The organism is Actinomycetota bacterium, assembly GCA_035640355.1.
GTDB lineage: Bacteria > Actinomycetota > UBA4738 > UBA4738 > HRBIN12 > CALGFI01.
In genome coordinates this window covers 59,704-85,304 of record DASQWI010000017.1, presented here as the reverse complement: position 1 = coordinate 85,304, position 25,601 = coordinate 59,704, and the positions used below count along the sequence as shown (strand labels likewise).

The following is a 25,601-nucleotide window of genomic DNA, read 5'->3' as shown; positions in this document are numbered from 1 at the left end:
TTCTGTAGGATAGATGGGCTCCGAGCTGCGTCGATGCGCTCGCGCCCACCACAGAAGGAGACGTTCGTTTGCTCGTCCAGGCGCGCACCGTCCATCAGAGCCCAACGCCGGAGGAGCTGCGCGATTACACCGAGCGCATGCCCACGTGCCGGATCACCGAGTTCGGGAGCGTCAACGTCCAGGCGCGGGTGACCTCGCGGAGCGCGGGAAGCACATACGTCGTCGCCGAGCGTTCGTCCGGAAAGACGATGACCCGCGAGGAGTTCGAACGGATCGCGGCCATGCAGGACGAATACCTTCGCGGTCGAGACGCGCTGGTGATCGACGGTTACATAGGCAACGACCCGGAGTTTCGAACGCGCGCCCGCCTATCGATCGAGACGGCGAACGCGAACATCGCGGGCATGCAGCAGAAGCTCTACTTCCGGCGAGACGACGATGCCGACCCGGAAGTGCACGTCGTCTACACGCCGAACCTCTCCGCTCCCGGCTATCCCGATGATCGCGTCATCGCGGTCGATCTCGAGAACGGCCTCACGCGGGTGATCGGCGCCGACTACTTCGGGGAGTCGAAGAAGGGCGGCCTTCGGATGTGGAACAAGAAGGTCTACGACCTCGGGGGGCTCGCGCTCCACGCCGGCATGAAGGTGATCCCGACGGCCCGCGGCGAACGCGTGTTCATGATCATCGGATTGTCCGGGACCGGAAAGACGACCACGACGTTCACTACGCAGAACGACTCGCTCCCCGTGCAGGACGACTTCGTCGCGCTGATGCCTGGCGGCAAGGCGCACGGAACGGAGAACGGGTGCTTCGCCAAGACGTTCAGCCTCGACCCGAGCTTCGAGCCGAACATCTACCGCGCGGTGGTGAAGCCGACCACGTATCTGGAGAACGTGTTCCAGGACGGATCGGGGAAGGTGAACTTCTTCGAGCAGTCCTACACACAGAACGGGCGTGCCGTGTTCGGTATGGACGACCTGGAGCGCTACCGTGACGCTCGCGAGGTCGGACCGGTCGACGCGCTCCTCATCCTCAACCGCAACCAGGACATCATCCCGGCCGTGGCGAAGCTCAACGACGAACAGGCCGCGGCGTACTTCATGCTCGGCGAGACCACCGGAACGTCTGCGGGCGGCGCCGCGGAGGCGGGGAAGTTCCTCCGCGTTCCGGGAACCAACCCGTTCTTCCCGATACCCCACGGGCTGCAGGGGAACCGCATTCTCGAACTGCTCGCCACGCACCCGATCGAGACGTACCTGCTCAACACGGGACGCGTGGGCGGGCCGGACGGCGATGAGCGGTCCAAGAAGGTACGGATCCCGGATACGTCGGCGTGCGTCGAGGGCATCGCTGAGGGTTCGATCTCGTGGACCGAGGACGATGACTTCGGCTACCTCGTCGCCGAGAACCTGCCCGGCATCGACGACGCCGACCTGCTGCGGCCCCGCCTCCTGTACGAGCGGCAAGGCAGGATGGTCGAGTACGGCGAGGTCGTCGATCGGCTGAAACGGGAGCGGGTCGCCAGGCTGGAGGAGTTCCCCGAGCTCACACCGGAGATCATCAAGGCGGCGGGCTGACGTCGCGCTCGCCCGACGGCGAGCGCCGGCCGAGGAACCACCCGGCCAGGAGTTGCAACGCCGCCAGAACGAGGGGAACGATCAGGTACCACCGGTAGGGCTCGACCTCGTCCACCCACGCTCGCCCGCGCAGATCCACCGACGCATAGATCGCGAACAACCCGGCCACCGCGAACCACAGGCCCACGCGCCCCGTCACGAACAACGCGTACAACGCGTGATCGGACACGTCGGTTCCGTCGAACGGCCGGCGCGTCCAACTCCACAGCGAGCGAAGGCCGAGGAGGACGAACACGATGGCGATCACCACCTCCACGATCCTCACGCCGCACCTCCCTCTTCCCGGTGGGGCCGCACCACGCTCGGATCGCTCGCCGTGCTACCCCTGGACCCTGGCGCCCTCGCAAGCAGCCGAACCACCTCGTCGTCGCTCGTCTGGTTGAACGTGCGGTACCACTCGCCGACGGCGAGGAACGGCTCGGGCGTTGCGAGCACCACCATCCGGTCGGCGTCCTCCCGAAGCTTCGCGATCGATTGAACCGGAGCGACGGGAACGGCAAGGATGACCTTCGACGCGCCACGCTCGCGCGCCCACCGAAGAGCGGCCGCGGCGGTTCCTCCCGTGGCGATTCCGTCGTCGACGACGATCGCCACCTTGCCCCGAACGTCGGCGGGAGGACGTCCCTCCCGATACGCGCGTACGCGCCGTTCGATCTCGCGCTCCTGCGCGGCGATCTCGCGCTCGAGGTACTCCGGCGTCACGTGCAGCGAGCGGACGAGACGGTCGTCGAGCACGCGGACGCCCGGAGCAACGGCGCCGAGGCCGAGCTCGGGATTGCCTGGTGCGCCGATCTTTCGTGGCACGACGACGTCGAGTGGCGCGCCGAGCGCGTCGGCGACGGCCCGGCCGACGACGACGCCGCCGCGGGGGATGGCCAGGACTACGGAGTCCGTGCCGGCGTACTCGAGCAGTGCATCGGCGAGGACGTCGCCCGCCTCGGCGCGGTCGGAGAAGATCACCCCTCGTCCTCGTTCGGCGTCTGTTCGTCGCTGCGAGTTCGACGGCGCGTCGCGTCGTCGATCTCGCGACGCGCTTCGTCGTCCTCGATCTCATGCCGCCGGTCGCCGATCACCTTCTCCGGAGGCGGCATCGGTCTTCGAAGCCTGCGGTACGGCGCGAGCGGGTCGTCGCGGCTCGTTCGCTTCCGCTTGGCGGCGGACATGTGTCGATCATCCCACTCTGTCGGTGCGTGCGTTTGCCGCCTCCACGGTGCGTGCATAGAGTGGCCGCGTTCGAACGCGCGGGGCGTATCCGACGGAGGGAGGCGTTCGGTGGTCCAGGCCTACATCCTCATCCAGACCGAGGTCGGAAAGGCCGCGCAGGTCGCCAAGGACGTTCGCGGGATCACCGGCGTATCGGAGGCCGAGGACGTCACCGGACCGTACGACGTAATCGTCCGCGCGGAGGCGAAGAACGTGGACGAACTCGGCAGGCTCGTCGTCGCCAGGATCCAGGGCGTCGAGGGCATCACGCGGACGCTCACCTGCCCCGTCGTGCACCTTTAGTCGAAACGGCGAGGAGCTGTTACCCGCCGAAACCCTTCTTCCGATCGTGCTCGTGGCGCTCGATCGCCAGCTCGATCAACCGGTCGACGAGATCAGCGTACGGAACGCCGGACGCCTCCCAGAGCTTCGGGTACATCGAGATGCTGGTGAATCCGGGGATCGTGTTGAGCTCGTTCACGAACAAACCCCCGTCGCTCGTCAGGAAGAAGTCGACGCGCGCGAGGCCGGAGGCGTCGATCGCTCGGAACGCCGCGATCGACAGCCGCTGAATGTCTTCGAGCGTCTCGGGCGGGATGTCGGCGGGGATCACGAGCTCGGCACCGTGCTCGTCGAGGTACTTCGCGTCGTAGTCGTAGAACTCGTGGCCGCGCGGGATGATCTCGCCAGCTAACGACGCGACTGGATCGTCGTTGCCGAGCACCGCGCACTCGAGCTCTCGACCGCCGTCGACCGCCGCCTCGAGGAGCGCCTTTGTCCCGTAGCGAAACGCTTCCTCCAGTCCGGCACGGAGCTCCCCGCGCTCGCGCACCTTGGTGACGCCGACGGACGACCCGAGTGCCGCGGGCTTGACGAACAACGGCGTCCCCAGATGCTCGGCGCGGGCCTCGACCGCCTGTGGGTCCTCCTCCCACTCGCGTTCGTACACCGCGTCGTGGAGCACGACGGGGATGCCCGCCGAGTGAAACAGGACCTTCTGCACCGCTTTGTCCATCCCCAGTGCGGATCCGAGCACGCCCGAACCGACGTACGGCACGCCGGCCATCTCGAGGAACCCCTGGATCGACCCGTCCTCGCCGTAGGGGCCGTGCATCACCGGGAACACGACGTCGATCTCGGTCCGACAGCCGTCGGCGGCGACGATCGCGTGCGCCCCCGGTTCCTGGTCGAGCGCCACCTCTTCCCCCGGAGATCGCTCTACCGACGGCAGCGTCTGCGACGAACCTCCCTGCAACGCCGGCGGTCCGCTCGGCATGAGCTGCCACCGGCCGTCCCTCGTCACACCGATCGCGACGACCTCGTACCGATCGCGGTCGAGCGCGTCGAACACCGAACGCGCCGAGATCACGGAGATCTCGTGCTCGGCGGAGCGCCCACCGAACAGCAGCACGACGCGGCGTCTCACACCTTCTCCAGCGCTCGCGCGAAGTCGGCGGCGATGTCATCGGGGTCCTCGATCCCCACGCTGACGCGGACCAGGCCGTCTGCGAGGCCGGCGGCGCGACGCGCCTGGGCGTCGAGCTGTCTGTGCGTCGTCGACGCCGCGTGACCGACCAGGGTCTGCGTCCCGCCGAGGCTGGCTGCGATCCATGCGAGCTCGACGCCGTCGCAGAACCGCCTTCCCGCGTCCACGCCGCCATCGACCTCGAACGCGAGCATGCCGCCGAACCCCATTGGGAGTTGCCGGCGCGCCAGCGCATGATGCGGATGCGTCGCCAATCCCGGGTAATGCACGCGGTCCACCTTCGGATGCTGTTCGAGGAACGTCGCGAGCGAGAGCGCGTTCGCCGAGTGTCGGTGCATCCGGAGCTCGAGCGTCGCGAGGCCGCGCATGCACAACCAGGCCTCGAGTGGCGCCATCGTCGCTCCGGTCTCGATCACCGTGTTGCGCAGTCGCGCCGCGTCGCGTTCGGAGCAGCAGACGACGCCCGCGATCAGGTCGCTGTGGCCGCCGATGTACTTCGTCGCCGAATGCAACACGAAATCGAATCCGTACCGCGCCGGGTTGCACAGGTACGGCGACGCGAACGTGTTGTCAACCGCCGCCGGCACACCGGCGTTCTGACAGAGCTTCGAGAGTGCCTCGAGGTCAACGACCGTGACGTTCGGGTTGGCGATCGTCTCGCAATAGAAGAGCTTCGCGCCCGGCAGCGCATCGCCGACCGCGTCGTGATCGTGAGCGTCGACGAACGTGACCTCGATGCCGTACCGCGGAAGGACGTTCCGAAACAGCGAGAAGGTGCCTCCATAGAGCTCCGGACTCGCGACGATGCGATCGCCGGCACCGGCGCACGCCGTGACGACGGTGTGGATGGCCGCCATGCCGCTCGCGAACGAGAAGGCCGCCTCGGTCTCCTCGAGATCGGCCATGAGCGTCTCGAACGCGGCGAGCGTTGGGTTCCCGTACCCGCGCGTATAGGTGTAGCCAGGCCGGCGGAACGAGATCGTGTCGGCATACCGTTCCGACGTCTCGAACCGGAACGTCGAGGATTGGAAGATCGGAACGCTCGGCGCGTCCTGGTCGATCGGCGGCATCCGGGCGCCGTGGACCGCCCTGGTCGCGAACCCCGGGCGCCAATCCTCGTCCACAGCCACCTCCGCTGAGCCACGTTCGATCGCGCGGCTCGCTCGGCAGCCTACTTCGTTGGCCTTTCTGCATTCGTCCAGCGCTCGGGGTAGCGCCCTCGTAGCCCATCGACGAGCGAGGCGAGCTCGTCCATCAACTGATCGGTCACCGCGCGAACCATCGAGTGATCGGGATCCGCGCCGGCTCGAGTGGCCGCGTCGAACGGCTCGCCCGCTCGCAACCAGATGGGACGGCCGAACGCGACGCTCTGCCTCCCATCGCGCCGCCACACGTACTGACCGCCCCACGTCGCCACGGGGATGATGGGGACGCCCGTCGCGACCGACAGGCGAACGGCGCCGGTCTTTCCACGACTCGGAGAGAAGTCCGTGTTCGTCGTCGTGCTCGTTCCCTCGGGGTAGATCACGACGACATCACCCTCCGCGATCGCTCGTTCCGCCTCCTCGAGGGGCGATCGATCGCCCGTTCCGCGGCGAACGGGAATCTGCCCCGCGCCGCGGAGCACCGCCCCCACGAACGGCGCGTCGAACAGCTCCTGCTTCGCCAGGAACCTCGGCCGTCGCCCCGCCTTCACGACGAAGTAGGCGTGCGCGAACGGGTCGAGGTATGACAGGTGATTGCCTGCGATGATGGCCGGACCCTCGGCCGGCACCCGCTCGAGACCCTCGAATCGCCAGTTGAACCAGAGCTGGAACGGTGGGCGCAGCACCCCGACCATCGCGCGGTACCACGGCTCCAACTTGGCGCCACCTCGTCTGGAACCGGGGGTTCGCACGACGTTCGCTTCGCTCACTGTGCTCCCCAGAGCCCCGGTCGCGCGATGCTATCGCGTTCCGAGAACGCTTCACCGCGCGCCTGCCGCGGGCGGCGTTGGCGCGGTGGAGGCGTTAGCCTTTCCGAATGCGCGTGGTCGCCGTTCCGGTGAAGTCGCTCTCGCGCGCGAAGACGCGTCTCGCGCCGAAGCTGTCCGCGCTCGAACGTGGCGCCTTGACCCTCGCGATGCTCGAGGACGTCCTCGATGCGACCGAAGAGGTTCCCGGTTGGGAGACGTGGATCGTGTCCCCGGACGAGGTCGCGCTCGAGGTTGCCGCCCGTCGCGGCGTGCGCGCGATCGCCGAGACGAAGTCGTCCCTGGCGAACGCCATCCGACAGGTCGAGGTCCTGGCCAAGGACGTGGAGGCCGACGCGCTGACGATCCTTCCGGGGGACCTCCCGCTCGTCACACCGGAGGCGTTGCACGACGCCTTCCGAACGCTTGGGGCGGTCGTATTGGCGCGTTCGGGCGACGGCAACGGAACGAGCCTGTTGTTGCGACGGCCTCCGCGGGCGATCCCCGCTCGGTTCGGACCGGAATCGTTCCACCGGCACATGGAGCTCGCGGCAGAGCGGGGCCTCCCCGTCTCGGTGATCGAACGCACAGAGCTCGAGTTCGATCTCGACACGCCGAGCGATATCCTCACGCTGCTCTCGAACGGGCGGAGGGGACGAACGCGAGAGGTCTGTCTGCAGATGGATCTTCCCGAACGTCTTCGGAACATCGCGTAGCAGCGCGGGACGAGGAGGAACGGTGCCGCAGGGAACGATCAGGCACTTCAACCCGGAAACGCGCGACGGCTCGCTGCTCCTGGACGACCGGACCGAGGTCTCGATCGACGCGACGTCGATCGAGGGCGGCGGAATCCTCTACCTGCGCATCGGTCAACGCGTGCGGTTCGACCTCGTCGAGGAGGCCGGTCGAAAGGTCGCGCGCACGCTCCGGCTCGTCACGTTCTGAGCCGCACGCCGAGTCCGGGGACGGCCTAGCTCGAACGCCTAGACGTCGATCGCCGGCGTTTGGCCGCGATCATCTCCTTGAACTCCTTGCCCGCGGTGAACCACGGGAGATCGCGCGCGGGGACCACGATCGGCGTGAGCGGCTTCCGGGGATTGCGGGCGATCCGGCGGTTGCGGCGCTTGCGCTCGAACGTGCCGAACCCTACGAGTGAGACCCTGTCGCCGCGAGCGACCGTCTCGCGGATCACGTCCATCGACGTGTCGATCGCCCGGGCGACGTCCGCCTTGCTCGCCCCGGTGCGCTTCGCGACCTCCGCGACGAGTCCGCTCTTGTTCATGCTCGCCTCCCCCGTCCCCTGCACCGTAACGAGATGCGCTCCCCGTGGTCAATGGGCGTGGGCCGTGCGACGATGACATGAACGTGAGACGCTCGCTCGCCGCCCTGGCCGTCGCGATAACGCTCGCCGCGTGCTCGGGCGAGGACGGCCGCGAGTTCGCTCGTTACTACGATCCTCGCGGCCTGTTCACCACCAATCTCCCAGCCGCCAACGACATCACGGTGACGCCGCCGTCTACCGGCGGGGAAGGTCCTCCCTTCCTGACCGGCGTGATCTCGACGCCGCCGCTCCCCAGCCCCGAGCCGCAGAGCGCGTTCGGCGGTGGCGCGGCATTCGATGCTTCCCAGACCGAGGCGCCGGACCAGACCGTCTATCGCGCGTTCGCCCTCACGACCGCCGAGTTCGACGATCTCGACCACATGGGGTTGTTGCTGCTGACCGGCCAACCGTCCGTCGACGTCCAGATCGACGAGGGCGTGCGGATGGATGGTCTCGAGGCGCGCCTGCTCGTCGCCGACATCGTGAACGAAGGAGCAGTGGCTGCGTCCGCCGCGATGGCGTTCACGCTCGGTAGCGACGGGACGGGCTACATCCTGATCGCTGTGTTCCCGCCTGGCGGGTGGGACGCGGAACGCGACGACTTCATGCGGATCCTCGAGTCGTTCCGGGCGGAGGTTCCGCCGGGATTGAACGCGTTCCCGGTGACGGGCGGGGAAGCATAGATCCGGTTCGCTTGCTGGCGGGCAGGGACTCGAACCCCAACTTCCAGGGCCAGAACCTGGCGTCCTGCCATTAGACGACCCGCCAACGATCCGAGCCATCCTACCCGTCGTGGGCGCCGCGGAACGGCGCGGCCGTGAGTACGCTCGTGCCGGTCTGGATCGCGTTGGACGGAATCCCATGAGCGTCGAAGAGGGCCGGCCGCTGTGGCGTCCTTCGGATGAGCTCGTCGCGGACTCCAACATCACGCGCTACCTACGGTGGCTCGACGAGGAACGCGGTCTGGCCTTCGACTCGTACGACGGGCTCTGGCGGTGGTCGGTCACCGAGCTCGACGCGTTCTGGTCTTCCCTCTGGGAGTTCTTTGCGGTCCGGGCGCACGAGCCGTTCACATCGATACTGAGCGAGCGCCACATGCCGGGCGCTCGGTGGTTCGAGGGCGCGAGGCTCAACTACGCGGAGAACGCGCTGGCGGGTCCCGACGATCGGCCGGCGATCCTGTTCCGGCGCGAGGACGGGTTCGCGCTCGACCTCACGCGCGCGGAGGTCGCCGAACGCGTGGCGGCGGCGGCCGCGGGGCTGCGGCGACTGGGGGTGCGTCCGGGCGACCGCGTGGCGGCATACCTGCCCAACGGGGTCGAGGCGGCGATCGGATTCCTCGCGGCCGCGAGCATCGGGGCCGTCTGGTCGTCGTGCTCGCCGGACTTCGGGCCTCGGGCGGTCGTCGACCGATTCCGCCAGATCGAACCCAAGGTGCTGCTCGCCGTCGACGGCTATCGCTACAGCGGGCGCGAACAGGACAGGCTCTCCGTGGTAACGGACGTCGCGCGCAAGCTGCCCGGTCTCGAGCATGTCGTGATCGTTCCGACCCTCCGCGACGATCCCGACCTCAGCGATGCACAAATGGCAGCGCGCTGGGCGGACGTGATGTCCGAGCCGGCGCCTCCGGCGTTCGAGCCGGTCGCGTTCGACCATCCGCTTTGGGTCCTGTACTCGTCCGGAACCACCGGCCTGCCGAAGGCGATGGTGCACGGGCACGGCGGGATCCTGCTCGAGCACCTGAAGTCGCTCTCACTCCACCTCGACCTGGGGCCGAACGACAGGTTCTTCTGGTTCACCACGACGGGCTGGATGATGTGGAACTTCCTGCTCGGCGGCCTTCTGGTCGGCTCGACCATCGTGCTCTACGACGGCGCGCCGGCGCATCCGGGGGTCGGTGCGCTGTGGCGGCTCGCCGCGGAGACCGGCATCACGTACTTCGGGACGAGCGCGCCGTACCTGCACGCGTGCATGAAGCGGCGGCTCGATCCGAAGACGATCGCCGACCTCGCCGCGTTGCGGGCGATCGGCTCGACGGGGTCGCCGCTCTCGCCGGAAGGCTTCGCGTGGGTGTACGACGCGGTCGGTTCGGACGTGTGGCTGGGATCGATCAGCGGCGGAACGGACCTCTGCACTGCGTTCGTCGGATCCTGTCCACTCCTTCCGGTGTACACCGGCGAGATCCAGTGCCGGTGTCTCGGTGCGAAGGTGGAGGCGTTCGACACCGAGGGCCGATCCGTGATCGGTGAGGTGGGCGAGCTCGTGATCACCGAACCCATGCCGTCGATGCCGACCTCGTTCTGGAACGACTCCGACGGCGCGCGCTACCGGGACAGCTATTTCGACGTGTACCCGGGCGTGTGGCGCCACGGCGACTGGATCAAGATCACCGAACGGGGCAGCTGCGTCATCTACGGCCGTTCGGACGCGACGCTGAACCGTCAGGGTGTTCGCGTCGGCACCTCTGAGCTGTACCGCGTCGTCGAAGCGCTCCCCGAGATCCGCGAGAGCCTCGTGGTCGATACCGGCGAGCTCGGCATTGAGGGCGAGCTCGTTCTGTTCGTGGTCCTGGATGAGGGCCGCGACCTGGACGAGGCGCTTCGCGCACGTCTCAAGAACGAGATCCGAACGCAGCTCTCGCCGCGACACGTCCCCGACGAGATCATCCCGGTGCCCGACATCCCCAAGACGCTGAGCGGCAAGCGGCTCGAGGTGCCGGTCAAGCGGATCCTGCTGGGCGCGAACCCCGAAGACGTGGCGAGCCCCGACGCGCTCGCCAACCCCGAGGCGCTCCGCGTGTTCGCCGAGTTCAGCCGCGAACGCAGGAAGCGCTGAATCAGCTCGACGCCATGGTGAGCGCCATCAGCGCCTTGCCCGTGTGCATGCGGTTCTCTGCCTCGTCGTAGACGACGGAGTTCGGCCCGTCGATCACCTCGTCGGTCACCTCGAAGCCCCTGTCGGCGGGGAGACAGTGCATGTACAGCGCGTCGTCGTTCGCCAGCGACATCCTTCGCGCGTCGCAGATCCAGTCCGTGTACCGCTTCGCATCGGCGAGCGCGGCGCCCTCGTCGGTGAACAGATCGAGCCGTCCCCACGACTTGGGGTACACGACGTCGGCACCATCGAACGCGGCGTCCATGTCGTCGGTTTCCCTGATCGAGCCACCGCCCGCCCGGGCCGCTTCCTCGGCACGAGCGCGGACCTCCGGCATCAGGTCGAACCCCGGCGGGTGCGCGAGCACGACGTCCACCCCGAACCGGGGCAGCAGGGAGATGAGGCCCTGAGGAACGCTCAGCGGCTTCGCGTAGCTCGGCGCGTACGCCCACGACACCGCGACGCGAAGACCGCGAAGCTCGTCGCCGCGCTTCTCACGGATCGTCATCAGGTCGGCGAGCGTCTGCGTGGGATGGTCGACGTCGCACTGCAGGTTGATCACCGGGACCTCCGCCCAACGCGCAACCTCGCGCATGAACGCGTTCCCCTCGTACGGGATGAGGTCGTGGCGGATCGCCAGACCGTGGCCGTAGCGCGACAGGATGATGCCCATGTCCTTGGGGCTCTCTCCGTGCGCCACTTGCGTCTTGTCGGCATCCAGGAAGTGCGCGTGTCCGCCGAGCTGCGTCATGCCGGCCTCGAAGGCGTTCCGCGTCCGAGTGCTCTTGTCGAAGAACAGCATGAACAGCGTCTTGTCCGGGAGCAGGCGATGCGGGTTCCCTCGCTTGAAGCTCTCTTTCAGCTCGCCGGCGAGCCCGATCGACTCGTCGATCTCCTCGGTGGTCCAGTCGAGGGTCTCGATGTAGTCGCGTCCCCGGAGCGTCTTCCTATCCACGTGGTTGCCTACTCCTTGGGCGTCAGGGATTCCTGTCCGAGCTCGACGCCGAAGTACTTCGGCACGGCTTCCTGGCCCGGCACGTCGGGGACCGGGGGACAGTCGCGCCGCGACGGTTCGCGGAGCCCGACGATGTCGTCCGGCTGCACGGGAGCCCGGTTGAGCTCGCGCCCCGTCGCATCGCGGATCGCGGCGACCACCGCAGCCGTGGAGACGATCGTCGACGTCTCACCCACGCCCTTCGCACCGAAGGGGACGCCGGGCTCGGGATCCTCGACGATCCTCGTCTCGACCGGCGGCATGTCGAGCGTCGTGGGGATGAGGTAGTCGGTGAACGACGCGTTCGCGATCGCGCCATCGCGCAGCTGGATCTCCTCCATCACCGCGAGCCCGAGCCCCTGCGCGCTGCCGCCCTCGCTCTGTCCCTCGACGCCCTGAGGGTTGATGGATCGGCCGGCGTCGAGCGCAGAGGCGAGCTGCACGACCTTGACCAGACCGAGCTCGGTATCCACGTCGACGACCGCGCGCTGCGCGCCGAACGTGAACATCACGTGGATGTCGCCCTGCCCCTTGTCGTCGAAATCGGTCGTGTCACGGTGGTGGAACGTTCGCGTCGCGACGATCGGTTCGGCGAGCAGGTCTCCAACGTCGGCGACCGGCACGCCGCCCGCGAGCACCTGACCGTCCGCGAGCGACAGCTCACCTTCGGGTTGGACGTGCGCGATGGCCCTGGCGAAGAGCTCCTCGGCGACTGCGCGACACGCGAACTGTACCGCTCCCCCACCCATGAACGTCTGACGCGACGCCGACGTCGATCCGGCCGAGTCGACCGCGGTATCGGCGGCGTGCAGGACGACGTGGTCGACGCCGAGCTCCGTCCGCGCGACCTGCGTGACGATCGTCGAGAACCCCTGGCCGCACTCGACGCCCGCGGTATGGATGACCGCGACTGGGCCGTCCTCGCCCGCCGAGAGCGTCACCCGGGCCTGGTGGAAATCGTCGTAGCCGGCGCTGTACGCGACGTTCTTGTAGCCCACGGCAAACCCGACGCCGCGTCTCATCCCCTCTCCGTGGCCGACGTTGCCGGCGCCACCGGGGAACGTCATTGGATCGCGCATGCGAGGCGGGTCGGGTTCGGGCGGCATCGGAGCGTCTCGCGCCGCCTCGATCACTTCCCGCAACGGTGCGCTTCCCCGGATGACCTGTCCCGTCGGCAGCACCGATCCGGGCGAGACGGCATTCCGCAGCCGCAGCTCGATCGGATCGAGGCCGAGCTCGCGCGCCAGCTTGTCCAGGTTCGCCTCGTGCGCGAAGCACACCTGCGGCGCGCCGAATCCCCGCATCGCGCCGCACGGCGGGTTGTTCGTGTACACGGCCGTTCCCTCGAGGAGCGCGTTCGGCACCTCGTACGGCCCGGTCATGAACGAGGTCGCGTTGGCGATGACCGCGCTCGACGACGATGCGAACGCGCCGCCGTCGATCAGGATGCGGCCACGAACGGCGACGAGCCTGCCGTCACGATCGGCCCCGGTGCGGAGCCACACGCGCGAGGGATGACGGTGGACGTGGCCGAGGAACGACTCCGCACGCCCGTACGACATCTTCACCGGGCGCCCCGTGTACAGGGCGAGCATGCAGGCGTGGATCTGCATGTGGACGTCCTCCCGGCTGCCGAACGCCCCTCCCACGCCGCCGAGCGTCATCCGCACCTTGTCCTCGGGAAGGCCGAGCGCCGGCGCGATCTGGCGTCGGTCGACGTGAAGCCATTGCGTCGAGACGATCAGTTCGATCCCGCCGTCCTCCGCGGGGATGGCCAGACCCGCTTCCGGACCGAGCGCGGCCTGATCCTGCATCCCGGTCTCGTAGTACCCCTCCACCCACACCTCGGCCTCGGTGTCTGGATCGCCGTGCTCGATGCGGAGGTGCCGGAGCACGTTCCCCCAGTCGTGAAGCTTCGGCGCGGACGGATCGAGCGCGTGCTCCATGTCCAGCACAGGCTCGAGCACCTCGTACCGCACGCGCACCTTGTCCGCCGCGCGCTTGCCGAGCTCGAGCGTCTCGGCGGCGACGACGACGACTGGCTGCCCCACGTAGAGCACACGATCGTCGGCGAGCACCGGCTGGTCGGCGAACTCGAGTCCGTACGTCTTCTTCCCTCGAACGTCGTCGTGCGTCAGCACGGCGTGAACGCCGGGGCTCGTGACCGCGTCGGCGATGTCGACGGACTCGATGCGCGCGTGCGGGTGAGGACTTCGAACCGTCGCACCCCACAGCATCCTGTCGTGCCACAGATCGCTGCCGTACGCGAATGCGCCGGTTACCTTGGGGACACCGTCGACGCGGCCAAGGCTCTCGCCGACGGTTCCACGAGTGCGTTCGAGCGTTCGGCGGCTCATGCTTTGCTCGCGACCCGTTGGGCCACCCGGCGCCCCTCCCGTGCGATCTCGTCCTGGTCGGCCGAGGCCAGTCGCCCATCCCGAACGACGAACCGCCCCTCGACCAATAGATGACGCGCGCGTTGCGTTCGACCCATCAACAGACCGGCGACGACGTCCGACGCGCCGGCAAGCTCGAGGCCGTCGACCGGGAACAGCGCGACGTCCGCGCGCTTGCCTGCTTCGATCGAACCGACGTCGTCACGCCCGAGAACGTCGGCGCCGCCACGCGTTGCCAGCCGCAACGCCTCGCGTTCGCTGAGGCCGCCTTCCGGACCCGTCGCGCGCGACACGAGCATCGCCTGACGGATCTCGCCGAACAGATCGCTCGCCTCGTTGGAGGCCGGACCGTCGACGCCGAGGCCGACCCGAGTGCCCTCGTCGACGAGCGAACGCACCGGCGCGATGCCCGCTCCGAGCCGGAGGTTCGACGACGGACACGATGCGATGCCGCTCGAGGTGTCCGCGACGCGGCGCACGTCCTTCTCGTCGAGGTACACGGCGTGTGCGAACCACACGTCCGGGCCGAGCCATCCCCAGTCGTCCATCAGCTCGAGCGGCCGGCGGCCGAACCGCTCCAGGCAGAATCGTTCCTCGTCCTGCGTCTCGGCGAGGTGCGTGTGCAGGAGGACGCCGAGCCGCCGCGCGAGGTCAGCGCTCTCTCGCATCAACCGTTCCGTCACGCTGAACGGTGAGCACGGCGCGATCGCGATCCGCACCATCGAACCGATCGAGGGGTCGTGGAACCGCCGCACCGCCTCCTCCGAAGCGGCGAGCGCGTCGTCGGTGGTCTCGACCACGCTGTCGGGCGGCAACCCGCCGTCCCGCTCCCCGAGATCCATTGACCCGCGGCAGGGGTGGAAGCGGACGCCGAGCTCGCGCGCGACGTCGATCTCCACGGCGAGCAGGTCGCCCGCGCCTGCGGGATGGACGTAATGATGGTCGGTCGTCGTCGAGCATCCCGACAGCGCGAGCTGCGCGAGCCCCACGCGCGCGGCCGCGCGTTCCCACTCCTGGTCGACGCGCGCCCAGACCGGATACAAGTCCACGAGCCACCCGAACAGTCCCTTGTCGCGAGCGCGGGCGCGCGTGAGCGTCTGATAGAGGTGGTGATGCGTGTTCACCAGACCGGGCGTGGCAACGGTGCCTCGCCCGTCCAGTCGGTGATCCGGTTCCACCGGTGGATCGCCGGTTCCGACCCAGGCGATCATGCCGTCTTCCACGAGGATCGATCCGCCGGCGATCTCGGTGCTCGCGTCGTCGACGGTGACGACGACCTCGCACGACTCGATCAGCAGCCGCGTCACGCCGATCGCTCTCCGCCCAGACGTCGCTGCGAGGCGAGGCTCACCGCGTCGAGGATCTTCTGGTAGCCGGTGCACCGACACAGGTTGCCCGAGAGCGCCTCGCGCACCGCGATCTCGTCCGGCGATGGGTCGTGATCGAGCAGGTCGGTCACGGCGACGACGAAGCCCGGCGTGCAGAATCCGCACTGCACCGCGCCTGCCTCGACGAACGCCGATTGGACGTCGTTCATCGCATCGCCGTCGACAAGCCCCTCGACCGTCCGGACCTCGCGATCCTGCGCTTGCGCGGCGAGGACGAGGCATGCGCACACGAGCGTCCCGTCGAGCCAGACCGAGCAAGAACCACACTCTCCCTGCTCGCACGCGTTCTTCGAACCCGGCAGGTGCAGCTCGTCACGGAGGAACGACAGCAGGCTCGAGCCCTCCCACGCGTCAGCCTCGCGCCACTCGCCGTTCACGTTCACGCGGACGAGCATGGTCAGCGTCGTCCCGCGATCACGACACCATCGCCTCGTCGGCCCGTTCCTGCATCGCCCATCCCAGCGCACGGCGAGCGAGCACGCGAAGCGCGTGCAGGCGGTACGCGGCGGTGCCGCGCACGTCGTCGATCGGCGTCGCCGCCGCGACCACGCGTTCGGCGAACCCATCGGCCACGTCGTTGGGCACCGGCGCCGTGAGTTCGTCCCACGCGCCGGCCCGCTCCAGCTCGGCGGCCAGGAACGTCTCCGCGTCGGTCGCCCGCACTGCCGTCGGTGCCACGGCGCCGAGCGCAACGCGCACGGTTCGGCTGGGCGGGTCCATGGCGAAGCACAGCATCGCGATGGAGATGACCATCGCGTTGCGCGTTCCGACCTTCGAGTACGACTGCGGCCCGGACAGCGCCCGGTAGCGCGCGCCGATGATCAGCTCGTCGGGCTGGAGCGTCGTGCGCTTCACGCCGACGAGGAACTCGTTCCACGGCAACCACCGTTCGCGATCGCCCGCGACCAGACCGATCTCTGCATCGTGAGCGGCGAGCACGGGCAGCGCTTCACCAGCCGGTGACGCGGTTCCGAGGTTCCCGCCGATCGTGCCGGCGTTCCGGATCTGCGGCGATCCAACGCCTCGGGACGCCTGCGCGAGCGCGCGCTGGTGCGGCAGCTCGCGGAGGATGCGCGAGTAGGTCACACCCGCGCCGAGGAATACGTGGCCGTCGCCGTCCGAGCGCAACTCGCGGAGCTCGCGCAGATGCGACACGTCGATCAGGGTCTGCGGCCGGATCTTGTCGAAGTTGATCTCGAACATGAGGTCCGTGCCACCGGCGATCGGGACGGACTCGGGTTCCGCCGCACGGCGCTCGAGCGCTTCGGCGAGGGTGCGGGGAAGAACGACGTCCACGCTCAGGACCACCCGCCTTCCTCGCGGGAGCGAACGCCCCCCGCGAACGTCTCGAGCATGGCATCCACGTCGTCACCGAGCGGGTACAGGATCGGACTCGTGCATCCCGACGCGACGTACTCTCGCACCTTCGCCCGGCACTCGTCGGCGGTCCCCGACGCGGTGAGCATCTGCACGACTTCGTCCGGAACGAGCGCCATGGCCTTTCGGATCTGCTCCGGCGTCGCCGGCCACGTGAGCTCCTCTGCGATATCGTCGAGCAGCGACTGGTCGACCCCACTCGCCTTGCCGATGTGCGGCTGCTGACCGAGGTACTGAGTGACCAGTTCGCGCGCGCGATCGAGCGCGACCTCCCGGTCGTCGTCGAGCGAGCACACGACGAGCTGCGGACGGTCGATGTCCTCGACCGTCCTCCCCGACCGGGCCGCTCCATCCGCGAGGCGCGCCATCGCCTCCGCGTTGTAGGTCGGGCTGACCAGGTAGTTCAGCACCACGCCGTCCGCGATCTCGCCGGCAACCTCCATCATCTTCATCCCCGTCGCGCCGAGGTAGATCGGGATCTGCCTGGGCGACCGATCGCCGTGCACGATGTCGATCTGGATGTCGGTGACGTCGACGAACTCGCCATGGAACGTGACGTTGTCCATCGCGATCAACCGGCGAAGCACCTCGACGTACTCGCGCATCGCCCTCAGCGGCCGCTCGCGCCTGATGCCGACCTTGGACGCGAGCGGGTCCCACCAGGCGCCGATCCCCAACAAGATCCGTCCGGGCGCCAGGTCGTCGAGCGTGATGAACGTCGACGCCATGAGGCCGACGTTTCGCGTCCAGCAGTTCACAACGCCCGAACCGACGCGGATCGTCGAGGTGGTCGCGGCGAACGCGGCCATCGGCACCGTCGCCTCGCGGACGAGGCGGCTCTCGGCCTGCCACACGGCCTCGAACCCGAGCGCCTCCGCTCGACGGACGTAACGGATCCCGTCGCGGATGGGGTGCTTGTCCTGCAGGTAGAGCGCGATACGTCCTTCCGCCCCGCTCACCGCGCAGCGCCCCCGGTCGGCGCGAACGGATGTTCCTCGATGTCGTCCATCCGCCGCCACAGCTCTTGGGCGGTCGCCTGGCTGAAGGCGCGTAGCTCGGCCTCGCCGGTGTGGACGAGCCTCCGGTCGCGAACGACGACCGAGCCGCCGACGACCACGTCGCGGACGTCTCGAGCCGACAGCCCAAACATCCAGTGCCCCGCGAGATTCTCAGCGGTCAGGGGCGTCGGCGGATCGTAGTCGAGAACGACGAGATCGGCCGGCGCGCCGGGCTCGATGCGGCCGAGGAGCGGCTCGTCGAACGTCCGCCCGGCGAACGCCGCTCCAGCCGCCATGCGTCCGAGCACCCACGGGGGGGTGATCGAAGGGTCGTCCTCGCGCCCCCGCCAGTAGACGGCGCGCGACTCGGCGAACATGTCGCCGTCGATCCCGTCGGTCCCCAGTGCCACGCGGTCGCCCAGCCGTCCCACGGGTGCGCGGCCCACGCGGTTGTTCATGTTCGAGCGAGCGTTGTGAGCGACCCACGCCCCGGTCTCTCGGATCAGCGCTATCTCGCGGTCGTCGACGTGCACGCAATGGGCGAGCAGCGAGCGGTCGGAGAGCGCGCCGGCGTCGGCGAGGCGCTCGATCACGCGTCGACCGAAGCGGGCCTCGCTGTCCCGCTCGTCGACCGCGTCCTCGGCGACGTGGACGTGGATACCGACGTCGAACTCGTCGGCGAGCGACACACACGCGTGGAGCGTCTCCGCGGACAGCGTGAAGGACGCGTGCGCACCAACCATCGTTCGGAGCAGCGGCTCCACGTGCCCCGCCGACGCGTCTTCTTTCAGTCGCAGATGCGTCTCCTCGAGCCCGGCGGCCGCTCGATCGAGCCCGTCGCGGTCGGTGACCTCGTAGCAAAGGATCCTTCGGGCGCCGAGGCCGCGCAGCCCACCGTCCAGCCATTCAAGGGACCGGTCGATCGCGTTCGGTGAGGCGTGATGATCCACGATCGTCGTGGTCCCGGCGAGGAGGGCATCGGCACCGCCGACGAACGCCGAGTGGAAGATCGACGATTCGTCGAGTGCCCGGTCGAGGCGCCACCACACGCGCTGGAGAACCTGCAGGAAGTCCTGGGGTGGCTCGAGCCGGTACGGCATGCCCCTCGCGAGCGCCGAGTACAGGTGGTGGTGCGCGCAGACGTTGCCCGGGATCACCAAGCAGCCGGTGCAATCGATCGAGTCGGCCCCGGGCTCGGTACCGCCGTCGGCCGCGACTCGTCCGTTCACCACCGTGACGTCGGTCGGTCGGAGGGACGGCGGGTCGAGCGACGTGACGACGGTGCCTCCCCGCAGAACGATGCTCACCCCGCGGGACTCACTCGGTCTCGATGCGGCGGGCGCTCCCTGCGAGTTTCGGCACGAGGGCCACCGCCGCGGCGGAGTCGCGCATCGGCAGCTGCGTTCTCCACCGACCGTCGAACGCCTTCAGCGCGCCGGCGACGGCAGCTGCGGTGGGGACCAGACCGATCTCGCCGACGCCCTTCGCGCCGTACGGTCCTTCGGGCTGCGCGACCTCGACGACGATCGTCTCGACGTCGGGCATCCGAGGCGCCGGGATGATCCCCAGCGACTTGAGCGTGTTCGTCGAGGGGAACCCTCCCTCGACGGCGAACTCCTCGGTGAGCGCGAATCCCAGGCCCATGTGCACGGCGCCCTCAACCTGCCCCTCGATGAGCGTCGGGTTGATCGCCCGACCGACGTCGTGGGCGGCGACGACCCTCTCGATCCTTCCGTCGTCGTCGAGGATCACCACCTGCACCGCCCACGAGTACGCGAAGTGGGTGACGGGGTTCGCGACGTCCTCGCCGGGCTTGTTCGTCCAGTCGACCACGACCTCGCCGTGGAACTCTCGCCCGGCGAGGTCCTCGATGCGGTTGCCGTTCAGCTCCGCCTTCAACGCGGTCGCGGCCTGCTGGATCGCGCGCCCTCCCAGCACGGTCGAACGCGACGCCGTCGTCTGACCGGTGTCGAGCTCCCGCATCGTGTCGACGACGACGTGCACCCGATCGGCGGTGAGGCCGAGCTCCTCGCACACGATCTGCAGGAGCGCCGTATGCACCCCCTGCCCCATCTCGGTCCACGAGTGGAACAACGTCACGGTGCCGTCGACCTCGGCTCGCAGGATCGCCCGCCCCCGTTCGATCAGCCCATTGCCGATGCCGGTGTTCTTCACGCCGCAGCCGATCCCTGCGTGCTTCGCGTCGCGGTACTCGTCCCGCACGGCCTCGAGGCATGCCTTGATCCCGACGCCCTCCCCGAGCACCTGTCCGGTTCCGAACGGCTCGCCGACGTCGAGCGCGTTCCGCCAGCGCATCTCCCACGGGTCGATCCCGACGCGCTCGGCGAGGCGATCGAGCATCCCATCGATGGCGAACACCACCTGGTTCACGCCGAACCCACGCATCGCGCCGGCCGGCGGGTTGTTCGTGTAGACAGCCGTCGATTCGATGTCGACGGCGTCGAACCGATAGGCGCCGCAGGCGTGTCCCGCAGCGCGCTCGAGCACCTTGTCGCCGACGCTCGCATATGCGCCGGTGTCTCCGACGATCCGAGCCCGCACGGCGGTCAGACGCCCTTCGTCGTCGCACCCGACCGTGTACGTCATCGTCAGCGGGTGGCGCTTGGGGTGGAACCGGATGCTCTCGGCGCGGCTCATCGTGAGCAGGACCGGACGGCCGGTGGCGACGGCGGCGAGCGCCGCGTGGCACTGCACGTTCAGGTCCTCCTTTGCGCCGAACGCTCCCCCGTTCGCGACCTGCGTGACGCGCACGCGCTCCTCCGGCCAGCCCAGGAACGACGCGATCTGATGCCGGTCCTCCCAGACGCCCTGACCTTGCGACGAGACGTGCAGCGTGCCGTCGGACTGGGGAACCGCGAGGGCCGACTCGGGCTCGAGAAAAGCGTGCTCGATGAACTGCGTTCGGAACGTCTCGGTCAGCACGTGGGTCGAGCGTTGGAGCCCTGCGTCGACGTCACCGCGACGAACGATCGACGTCGAGAGCACGTTGCCGCTCTCGTGCAGTCGCGGCGCGTCGGGCTCCAGCGCCTCGAACGGATCCGTGACCGGTTCGAGCACCTCGTACTCGACGTCGATGAGCTCGGCGGCCTCGCGGGCGTCGTGGCGGCTCTCTGCCACCACGACCGCAAGGACGTCGCCGACGTACCGCGTGATCTCGCCCTCGGCGACGATCTGCGGCCAGTCCTTGGTGATCGCGCCTTGAACGCGTTGACCGGGGACGTCGCCCGCCAGTAGCACCGCGACGACGCCCGGATGCGCGCGAGCCCGCCCGGCGTCGATCCGTACCACGCGCGCTCGGGGGTGGTCGGAGAACCGGAGCGCGCCGTGCAGCATCCCGGGCGCAGACAGGTCGTTCACGTACGGCTTGTCGCCCAGGGCCAACTCCCGTCCCTGGTAGCGAGCGGTGCGCGAGCCGATCCGGCCCGACAGGTCCGGGTGGGGCATCGGCTCGCCGAGACGCGACCGCGCGACCATCTCGACCGCGTCGACGATCTTGATGTACCCGGTGCACCTGCACAGGTTTCCGGCGAGCGAGCGTCCGATCTCCTCGCGTGACGGTGATGGGTTCTTCGCCAGCAGACCCTCGGCCTTCATCACGATCCCCGGCGAGCAGAACCCGCACTGCGACGCGCCGGAGACGACGAACCCGTCCGCCCACCGGTCGCGCTCCTCGGGTGGGAGACCTTCCTGTGTCATCACCTGACGCCCCGCCGCGCGCTCGGCCTTCTGCGCGCACGAGACGACGGCTTTGCCGTCGATCAGCACCGTGCAGGCGCCGCACGAGCCCTCCGGCGCGCACCCGTCCTTCACCGAGGTAACACCCAGGTCCTCGCGGAGCACGTCGAGGAGGCTCGCGCCCGGACGAACGTCGACCGACACCGCGCTCCCGTTCAGCGTGAAGTCCACGTCACTCCCCTCCCGCGGCCGCAACGTAGCGCTCGGGGAACGCGGCGTACCACGCCGCCGCGAGCGGGAGGTGATCGATCGGACACTGGTCGTCAACGCTGTGCGCGTACACCTCGTTCGCCGGGCCGAACCCGATCGTGGGGATCTCGAGCTTCCCCGCGCTCGACACGCCGTTCGTCGAGAACACCCATCGGCCGATCTGTGGCGTCATCCCCAGGGCGCGCTCCGAGGTCTCGACCGCCGCGCGAACGCCGTGATGGTCCTCGGGCGTCACCCACGTCGGGAAGTACTTGTCGGTCGAGAGGGTCAACCCCGTGTATGCCCGCCCTTCATAGGTGAGCAGCTCGACCGTCGCGGCACCCTCCTGCACGGCGGGCAGCCCCTCGAGCTCGGCCCGAGCCGACTCGACCGTCTCTCCAATCGTCAGCCGCCGGTCCAGGTAGATCGTGCAACCGTCGGGCACGGCGTTCAACGAGGGCGTCTGAGCGTCGATCTTCGAGACGACCACCGTTCCCTTTCCCAGGAACGGATCGGACGCGAGTCGTTCGTTCAGGGCCTCGACCTGCTCGACGATCGGCGCCATCCGGTAGATCGCGTTCACCCCGCGCTCCGGCGCCGACGCGTGCGCCGCCCGTCCCGTCGTGTGGAGCGCGAACTCGGCGCGCCCGCGATGTCCCCGGTAGACCTGCAGGTTCGTCGCCTCGCCGAGCACGACGATCTCGGCCTTGGGGATCGTGTTCGTCAGGAGGTACTCCAGGGCGAGGCCGTCACAGTCCTCTTCCTGGACCGTTCCCACGACCCACAGCGTGAACCGAGACGTATCGATGCCGAGCCGCCGCAGCAGCGCGCCCCCGTGCACCATCGACGCGATCGCGGCCTTGTTGTCCGACGCGCCGCGGCCGTAGAGCACGCCGTGCTCGATCGTCGCCGTGAACGGCTCAGTGCGCCACAACGACGGGTCGCCCGTGTTCACCACGTCGATGTGCGAGTCGAACACGATGTGCACCGGCCCGTCGCCGATCCGCCCGATCACGCTGCCGAACCCGTCCACGACCACGTCGTCGAACCCAACCGCCTTCATCTCCTCGCCGATCCGTTGGACGACCGCGTTCTCCTCGCGCGAGAGGCTCGGCCGTTCGATCAGGTCGGCCAGGAACCGGGTGACGTCGTCGCGGAGACCTTCTGCCTCCCGCGCGTAGCGTTCGTCGACGTTCATCGGCCCACCATTGTCCCGTTCCGGTCGACGCCGGTGAACACCACGGCGACGCGCTCGCCCCGGTGCAGGCGTCCTCGTCGCGACAGCTCGATCAGGCCCGCGAGTCCCGCCGAGCCCGTGTGGTCGACGTCGATGCCACTCGCCTCGCGCGCGAGCGTGTTCGCGTCGCGTAGCGTCTCCTCTGAGACGAGGACCGGGGACCCGTCCGTCGCCAGCATTCCGCCGATGACCGCCGCCCAGTCGTACGTCTCGTCGTCGAGGATCCCATCGGCGATGCTTCGCGGTTCGGTCTCCCACGGCCACATGACCTCGGACCGGTTCGACCGCGCCCAGGTCATCGCGTCGACGATCCCCTCCGGCGTCGCCTCGTATCCGGCACGCTGCCGGACGCGCACGTACGCCCGCTCGAGCGGATGCGCGCTCTCGGTCTGCACGGCATGGATACGCGGCAGACGCTCCGGCGCCTCGAGCAGCGCGGCGTCCTCGAACGCGCGGATGCACGCGCTCGCCAGCGCGCCCCCGCCGATCTGCACGACGAGCGCGTCGAGCGACTCACCCGCTCGCGTGAGCTGAGCGACGAGCTCGTACCCGAGCGTCTCGCCCCCTTCGATCGTCAGGCCGTTGTCCGGACCCTGACACGTGAACGGGATCGCGCCCTCGGCGATCGCGCGTCGGAGCGCCGCGTACGTCGGGTCGCCGACCCCCTCCTCCTCCCGGTCACAGATCTCCATCGTTGCGCCGAGCTCGTGCAGCCGGCGGACCACCGCATGGTCCGCCCACGTCGGGATGAACACACGGAGCGGGCGCTCGGCCGCGCGCGCCACGACGGCCGCCGCGAGCGCCGCGTTGCCGCAGCTGGCGATGGCGAGCTCACGTCCGTCGATCGACCCCATGCCGGTCTGCTCCGCGACCAGCAGGTGGATCATCAGCCCCATCAGGTGCCGCGCCTTGTGCGACCCGGACACGTTCCCCGTCTCGTCCTTGACCCACACGTCGCATCCCAGGCGCTCGGACAACCCGTCGCTCCGTTCGAACGCAGTCTCGACGAATCCACGCCCGTCGACTGCGGCGACCGCCTTGTCGAGCTGCTCGACCAGGTGGACGTGGTCGTCGTCGCTCATCCCGTGGGCGCGGCCGAGGTGGTACGAGTGGAACAGCTCGCGAAAGCGCACGAACGGGTTCCGGTCGTCGCCGTCGGGGAACGAGACGTGCGTCGGGTCGATCTCGCGAACCATCACGTGGTCGCGGTCATCGCCGTTCGCGCTCGGACAGCGGAACGGGAACGGCTCGTCAGCCGGAGCGGTATACCCGCAGCCCTCGCAGACCACGGACGTCGCCGGCGCTGCACTCACACGGCCATCCCCGATCGAACGTTGAACGCGCGGATCGCCTCGTCCCACTCCGGCAACAGATCACGGAGCGAACGCCAGAACGCCTGGTCTTGGCGCGCCACGAAATCCTCGACGGAGACGCCTTGCTGCTCGACCCACGTGAAGTAGCCGAGGTTGAAGACGCGTCGCCGGTCCTCCTCGGTGAGCTGCATCATGTCGCCCGTTCCCTGCCCCTCGAGCGACCGGCCGAAGGTCTCCGCAGCCTCCGTTTGGCCGAACCCCCCGGGGAAGTCGCGCGCCAGGACCTTGTCCACCTCGGTTCGGTACATCGCCGCGCCGTCGGTGGCGATGGTGACGACGACGTCGTCGGCGCCGAGCCGCAGCAGCTTCGCCGTCTTGATCGCGGCGAGGACGTTGCAGATGCTCGACAAGCCGAACGCATCGAGCGCCTCGATCACGCGCTCGTCGACGCCGCGCGCACGGAGGAACGCCCGTCCCTCCTCGGTGTTGAACAGCACGTTCAGACGATCGGTGTCTCGGTCGCTCACGTCGGCGACGACGTCGGTGTTCATGACGTTGTGGATCAGCGGCACGTGCTTGTCGCCGATCCCCTGGATGTTGTGCTCGCCGAACCCATTGTGGAGCAGCGTCGGACATTCGAGTGCCTCGGCCACGACGACCTGCGCCCCGAACCGGTCCTTCAGGTGGTCCCCGGCGCCCAGCGTCCCGGCCGACCCCGACGCCGCGACGAAGGCACGAAGTCGGAGTGACGGGTCGGCCTCGCGAAGCGAGTCGAACACGCGCTCGAGGGCAGAACCAGTGACGAACAGGTGCACGAGGTGGTTGGGGTACTCGGCGAACTGATTGAGGATGACGTTCGCCGGATCCCGCGCGAGGCGGTTGCACTCGTCGTAGATCTCCTTGACGTTGCTCTCGACGCCCGGCGTTCGCACGATGTCGGACGGTTCGCTGACCCAGCGCTCGAGCCATTCGAATCGCTCCCGGCTCATCCCTTCGGGCAGCACGGCGACGCCCCGGCATCCCATGATCCGGCTGATCGCCACGCCGCCTCGGCAGTAGTTGCCGGTCGACGGCCACACCGCCCGCTGCGAGGTCGGATCGAATCCGCCCGTCACGACGCGCGGCGCGAGACACCCGTACGCAGCCAGCACCTTGTGCGCGCCGATCATGGGGAATCGATCACCGAACGCGACCAGGATGCGCGCGTCGACGCCGGTGAGCTCGGTCGGAAGCACGACGTGATCCGGGACGTCGACGGTCGAGCGGCGGTCGGCGCCGTTGTACCAGTGGACGCGGAACAGGTTCAGAGGATGTGCGGCGTCGGGATCGACGGACTCGAGCTCCGAACGGATGCGCTGCGGGATCTTCCCCGGGTCAGCGAGCTGCTCGAAGGTCGGCAGCGCGATGCCCGCCTCCGCCAAGCGCTCGACGACGCGCTCGTCGGCCGAGACATCCGCGCCGATCATCGCCCTCGTCCG

The 25,601-nt window shown here is 68.8% G+C and carries 24 protein-coding genes and 1 tRNA gene; 6 read left to right on the top strand and 19 right to left on the bottom strand.

What is annotated here, in order from left to right:
• The first annotated feature begins 68 nt into the window (after nt 1–68).
• Nucleotides 69–1,580 carry a phosphoenolpyruvate carboxykinase gene (locus VFA08_09000; GenBank protein HYZ13725.1) on the top strand — a complete coding sequence of 504 codons (1,512 nt, stop codon included), beginning with the start codon at nt 69–71 and terminating at the stop codon, nt 1,578–1,580.
• Here the strand turns inward: VFA08_09000 and VFA08_08995 are convergent.
• The 3 genes from VFA08_08995 to VFA08_08985 are packed head-to-tail and all read right to left on the bottom strand — an operon-like array spanning nt 1,564 to nt 2,803.
• Nucleotides 1,564–1,905 (bottom strand): hypothetical protein, encoded by a 342-nt coding sequence (locus VFA08_08995; GenBank protein HYZ13724.1) that lies wholly within the window; start codon nt 1,903–1,905, stop codon nt 1,564–1,566. The genes VFA08_09000 and VFA08_08995 overlap by 17 nt on opposite strands.
• Nucleotides 1,902–2,600: a phosphoribosyltransferase family protein gene (locus VFA08_08990; GenBank protein HYZ13723.1), complete on the bottom strand. Its 699-nt coding sequence runs from the start codon at nt 2,598–2,600 to the stop codon at nt 1,902–1,904. The genes VFA08_08995 and VFA08_08990 overlap by 4 nt, the downstream gene beginning before the upstream one ends.
• Nucleotides 2,597–2,803 carry a hypothetical protein gene (locus tag VFA08_08985; protein HYZ13722.1) on the bottom strand — a complete coding sequence of 69 codons (207 nt, stop codon included), beginning with the start codon at nt 2,801–2,803 and terminating at the stop codon, nt 2,597–2,599. Before VFA08_08985 ends, VFA08_08990 begins: the two co-directional genes overlap by 4 nt.
• A 109-nt stretch (nt 2,804–2,912) precedes the next feature.
• Between VFA08_08985 and VFA08_08980 the strand changes: the two genes are divergently transcribed.
• Complete coding sequence (locus tag VFA08_08980) at nt 2,913–3,146, top strand: Lrp/AsnC ligand binding domain-containing protein (GenBank protein HYZ13721.1); 234 nt, start codon at nt 2,913–2,915, stop codon at nt 3,144–3,146.
• Nucleotides 3,147–3,165: 19 nt separating this feature from the next.
• Here the strand turns inward: VFA08_08980 and VFA08_08975 are convergent, their stop codons facing one another.
• Genes VFA08_08975 through VFA08_08965 form a run of 3 tightly spaced genes read right to left on the bottom strand, consistent with a single transcriptional unit; the run spans nt 3,166 to nt 6,190 of the window.
• Nucleotides 3,166–4,269, bottom strand: coding sequence for a D-alanine--D-alanine ligase family protein (locus tag VFA08_08975; protein ID HYZ13720.1), 1,104 nt, complete (start codon nt 4,267–4,269; stop codon nt 3,166–3,168).
• Nucleotides 4,266–5,459: an aminotransferase class I/II-fold pyridoxal phosphate-dependent enzyme gene (locus VFA08_08970; protein ID HYZ13719.1), complete on the bottom strand. Its 1,194-nt coding sequence runs from the start codon at nt 5,457–5,459 to the stop codon at nt 4,266–4,268. The genes VFA08_08975 and VFA08_08970 overlap by 4 nt, the downstream gene beginning before the upstream one ends.
• A gap of 41 nt (nt 5,460–5,500) precedes the next feature.
• Nucleotides 5,501–6,190, bottom strand: a complete 690-nt coding sequence (locus tag VFA08_08965) for a lysophospholipid acyltransferase family protein (GenBank protein ID HYZ13718.1) — start codon at nt 6,188–6,190, stop codon at nt 5,501–5,503.
• A 161-nt stretch (nt 6,191–6,351) separates the two neighbouring features.
• On the opposite strand from VFA08_08965, the gene cofC reads away from it, so the two are divergent.
• Nucleotides 6,352–6,996, top strand: coding sequence for a 2-phospho-L-lactate guanylyltransferase (cofC, locus tag VFA08_08960; protein HYZ13717.1), 645 nt, complete (start codon nt 6,352–6,354; stop codon nt 6,994–6,996).
• Between the two features lie 22 nt (nt 6,997–7,018).
• Nucleotides 7,019–7,225, top strand: coding sequence for a hypothetical protein (locus VFA08_08955; protein HYZ13716.1), 207 nt, complete (start codon nt 7,019–7,021; stop codon nt 7,223–7,225).
• Nucleotides 7,226–7,250: 25 nt separating this feature from the next.
• Here VFA08_08955 and VFA08_08950 read toward each other — a convergent pair whose 3' ends face one another.
• The gene (locus VFA08_08950) at nt 7,251–7,562 is read right to left on the bottom strand and encodes an HU family DNA-binding protein (GenBank protein HYZ13715.1); all 312 of its coding nucleotides are present in this window, start codon (nt 7,560–7,562) and stop codon (nt 7,251–7,253) included.
• Between the two features lie 83 nt (nt 7,563–7,645).
• On the opposite strand from VFA08_08950, the gene VFA08_08945 reads away from it, so the two are divergent.
• Complete coding sequence (locus VFA08_08945; protein ID HYZ13714.1) at nt 7,646–8,284, top strand: hypothetical protein; 639 nt, start codon at nt 7,646–7,648, stop codon at nt 8,282–8,284.
• 14 nt (nt 8,285–8,298) lie between these two features.
• Here the strand turns inward: VFA08_08945 and VFA08_08940 are convergent.
• Nucleotides 8,299–8,369 (bottom strand) — tRNA-Gln (locus tag VFA08_08940).
• Between the two features lie 93 nt (nt 8,370–8,462).
• Between VFA08_08940 and VFA08_08935 the strand changes: the two genes are divergently transcribed.
• Entirely contained in the window at nt 8,463–10,436 is a 1,974-nt protein-coding gene (locus tag VFA08_08935) for an acetoacetate--CoA ligase (protein ID HYZ13713.1), read from the top strand.
• A 1-nt stretch (nt 10,437) separates the two neighbouring features.
• On the opposite strand, the gene VFA08_08930 is transcribed toward VFA08_08935, so the two are convergent.
• Genes VFA08_08930 through VFA08_08880 form a run of 11 tightly spaced genes read right to left on the bottom strand, consistent with a single transcriptional unit; the run spans nt 10,438 to nt 25,589 of the window.
• Complete coding sequence (locus VFA08_08930) at nt 10,438–11,430, bottom strand: ornithine carbamoyltransferase (GenBank protein ID HYZ13712.1); 993 nt, start codon at nt 11,428–11,430, stop codon at nt 10,438–10,440.
• A gap of 8 nt (nt 11,431–11,438) precedes the next feature.
• A complete protein-coding gene (gene pucD / locus VFA08_08925) occupies nt 11,439–13,826 on the bottom strand; it encodes a xanthine dehydrogenase subunit D (GenBank protein ID HYZ13711.1) in 2,388 nt (795 codons plus the stop codon).
• The gene (locus tag VFA08_08920) at nt 13,823–15,172 is read right to left on the bottom strand and encodes an 8-oxoguanine deaminase (GenBank protein ID HYZ13710.1); all 1,350 of its coding nucleotides are present in this window, start codon (nt 15,170–15,172) and stop codon (nt 13,823–13,825) included. The genes pucD and VFA08_08920 overlap by 4 nt, the downstream gene beginning before the upstream one ends.
• Nucleotides 15,169–15,648: a (2Fe-2S)-binding protein gene (locus tag VFA08_08915; protein ID HYZ13709.1), complete on the bottom strand. Its 480-nt coding sequence runs from the start codon at nt 15,646–15,648 to the stop codon at nt 15,169–15,171. Before VFA08_08915 ends, VFA08_08920 begins: the two co-directional genes overlap by 4 nt.
• Before the next feature lie 19 nt (nt 15,649–15,667).
• Complete coding sequence (locus VFA08_08910) at nt 15,668–16,561, bottom strand: FAD binding domain-containing protein (protein ID HYZ13708.1); 894 nt, start codon at nt 16,559–16,561, stop codon at nt 15,668–15,670.
• Entirely contained in the window at nt 16,552–17,589 is a 1,038-nt protein-coding gene (locus VFA08_08905) for an LLM class flavin-dependent oxidoreductase (protein HYZ13707.1), read from the bottom strand. Before VFA08_08905 ends, VFA08_08910 begins: the two co-directional genes overlap by 10 nt.
• Nucleotides 17,586–18,935 (bottom strand): amidohydrolase family protein, encoded by a 1,350-nt coding sequence (locus VFA08_08900; protein HYZ13706.1) that lies wholly within the window; start codon nt 18,933–18,935, stop codon nt 17,586–17,588. The genes VFA08_08905 and VFA08_08900 overlap by 4 nt, the downstream gene beginning before the upstream one ends.
• Before the next feature lie 10 nt (nt 18,936–18,945).
• A complete protein-coding gene (gene xdh / locus VFA08_08895; GenBank protein HYZ13705.1) occupies nt 18,946–21,555 on the bottom strand; it encodes a selenium-dependent xanthine dehydrogenase in 2,610 nt (869 codons plus the stop codon).
• Nucleotide 21,556: 1 nt separating this feature from the next.
• Entirely contained in the window at nt 21,557–22,771 is a 1,215-nt protein-coding gene (locus VFA08_08890; protein HYZ13704.1) for a YgeY family selenium metabolism-linked hydrolase, read from the bottom strand.
• Nucleotides 22,768–24,123 carry a PLP-dependent lyase/thiolase gene (locus VFA08_08885; GenBank protein ID HYZ13703.1) on the bottom strand — a complete coding sequence of 452 codons (1,356 nt, stop codon included), beginning with the start codon at nt 24,121–24,123 and terminating at the stop codon, nt 22,768–22,770. Before VFA08_08885 ends, VFA08_08890 begins: the two co-directional genes overlap by 4 nt.
• The gene (locus VFA08_08880) at nt 24,120–25,589 is read right to left on the bottom strand and encodes a pyridoxal-phosphate dependent enzyme (protein HYZ13702.1); all 1,470 of its coding nucleotides are present in this window, start codon (nt 25,587–25,589) and stop codon (nt 24,120–24,122) included. Before VFA08_08880 ends, VFA08_08885 begins: the two co-directional genes overlap by 4 nt.
• Nucleotides 25,590–25,601 lie beyond the last annotated feature (12 nt).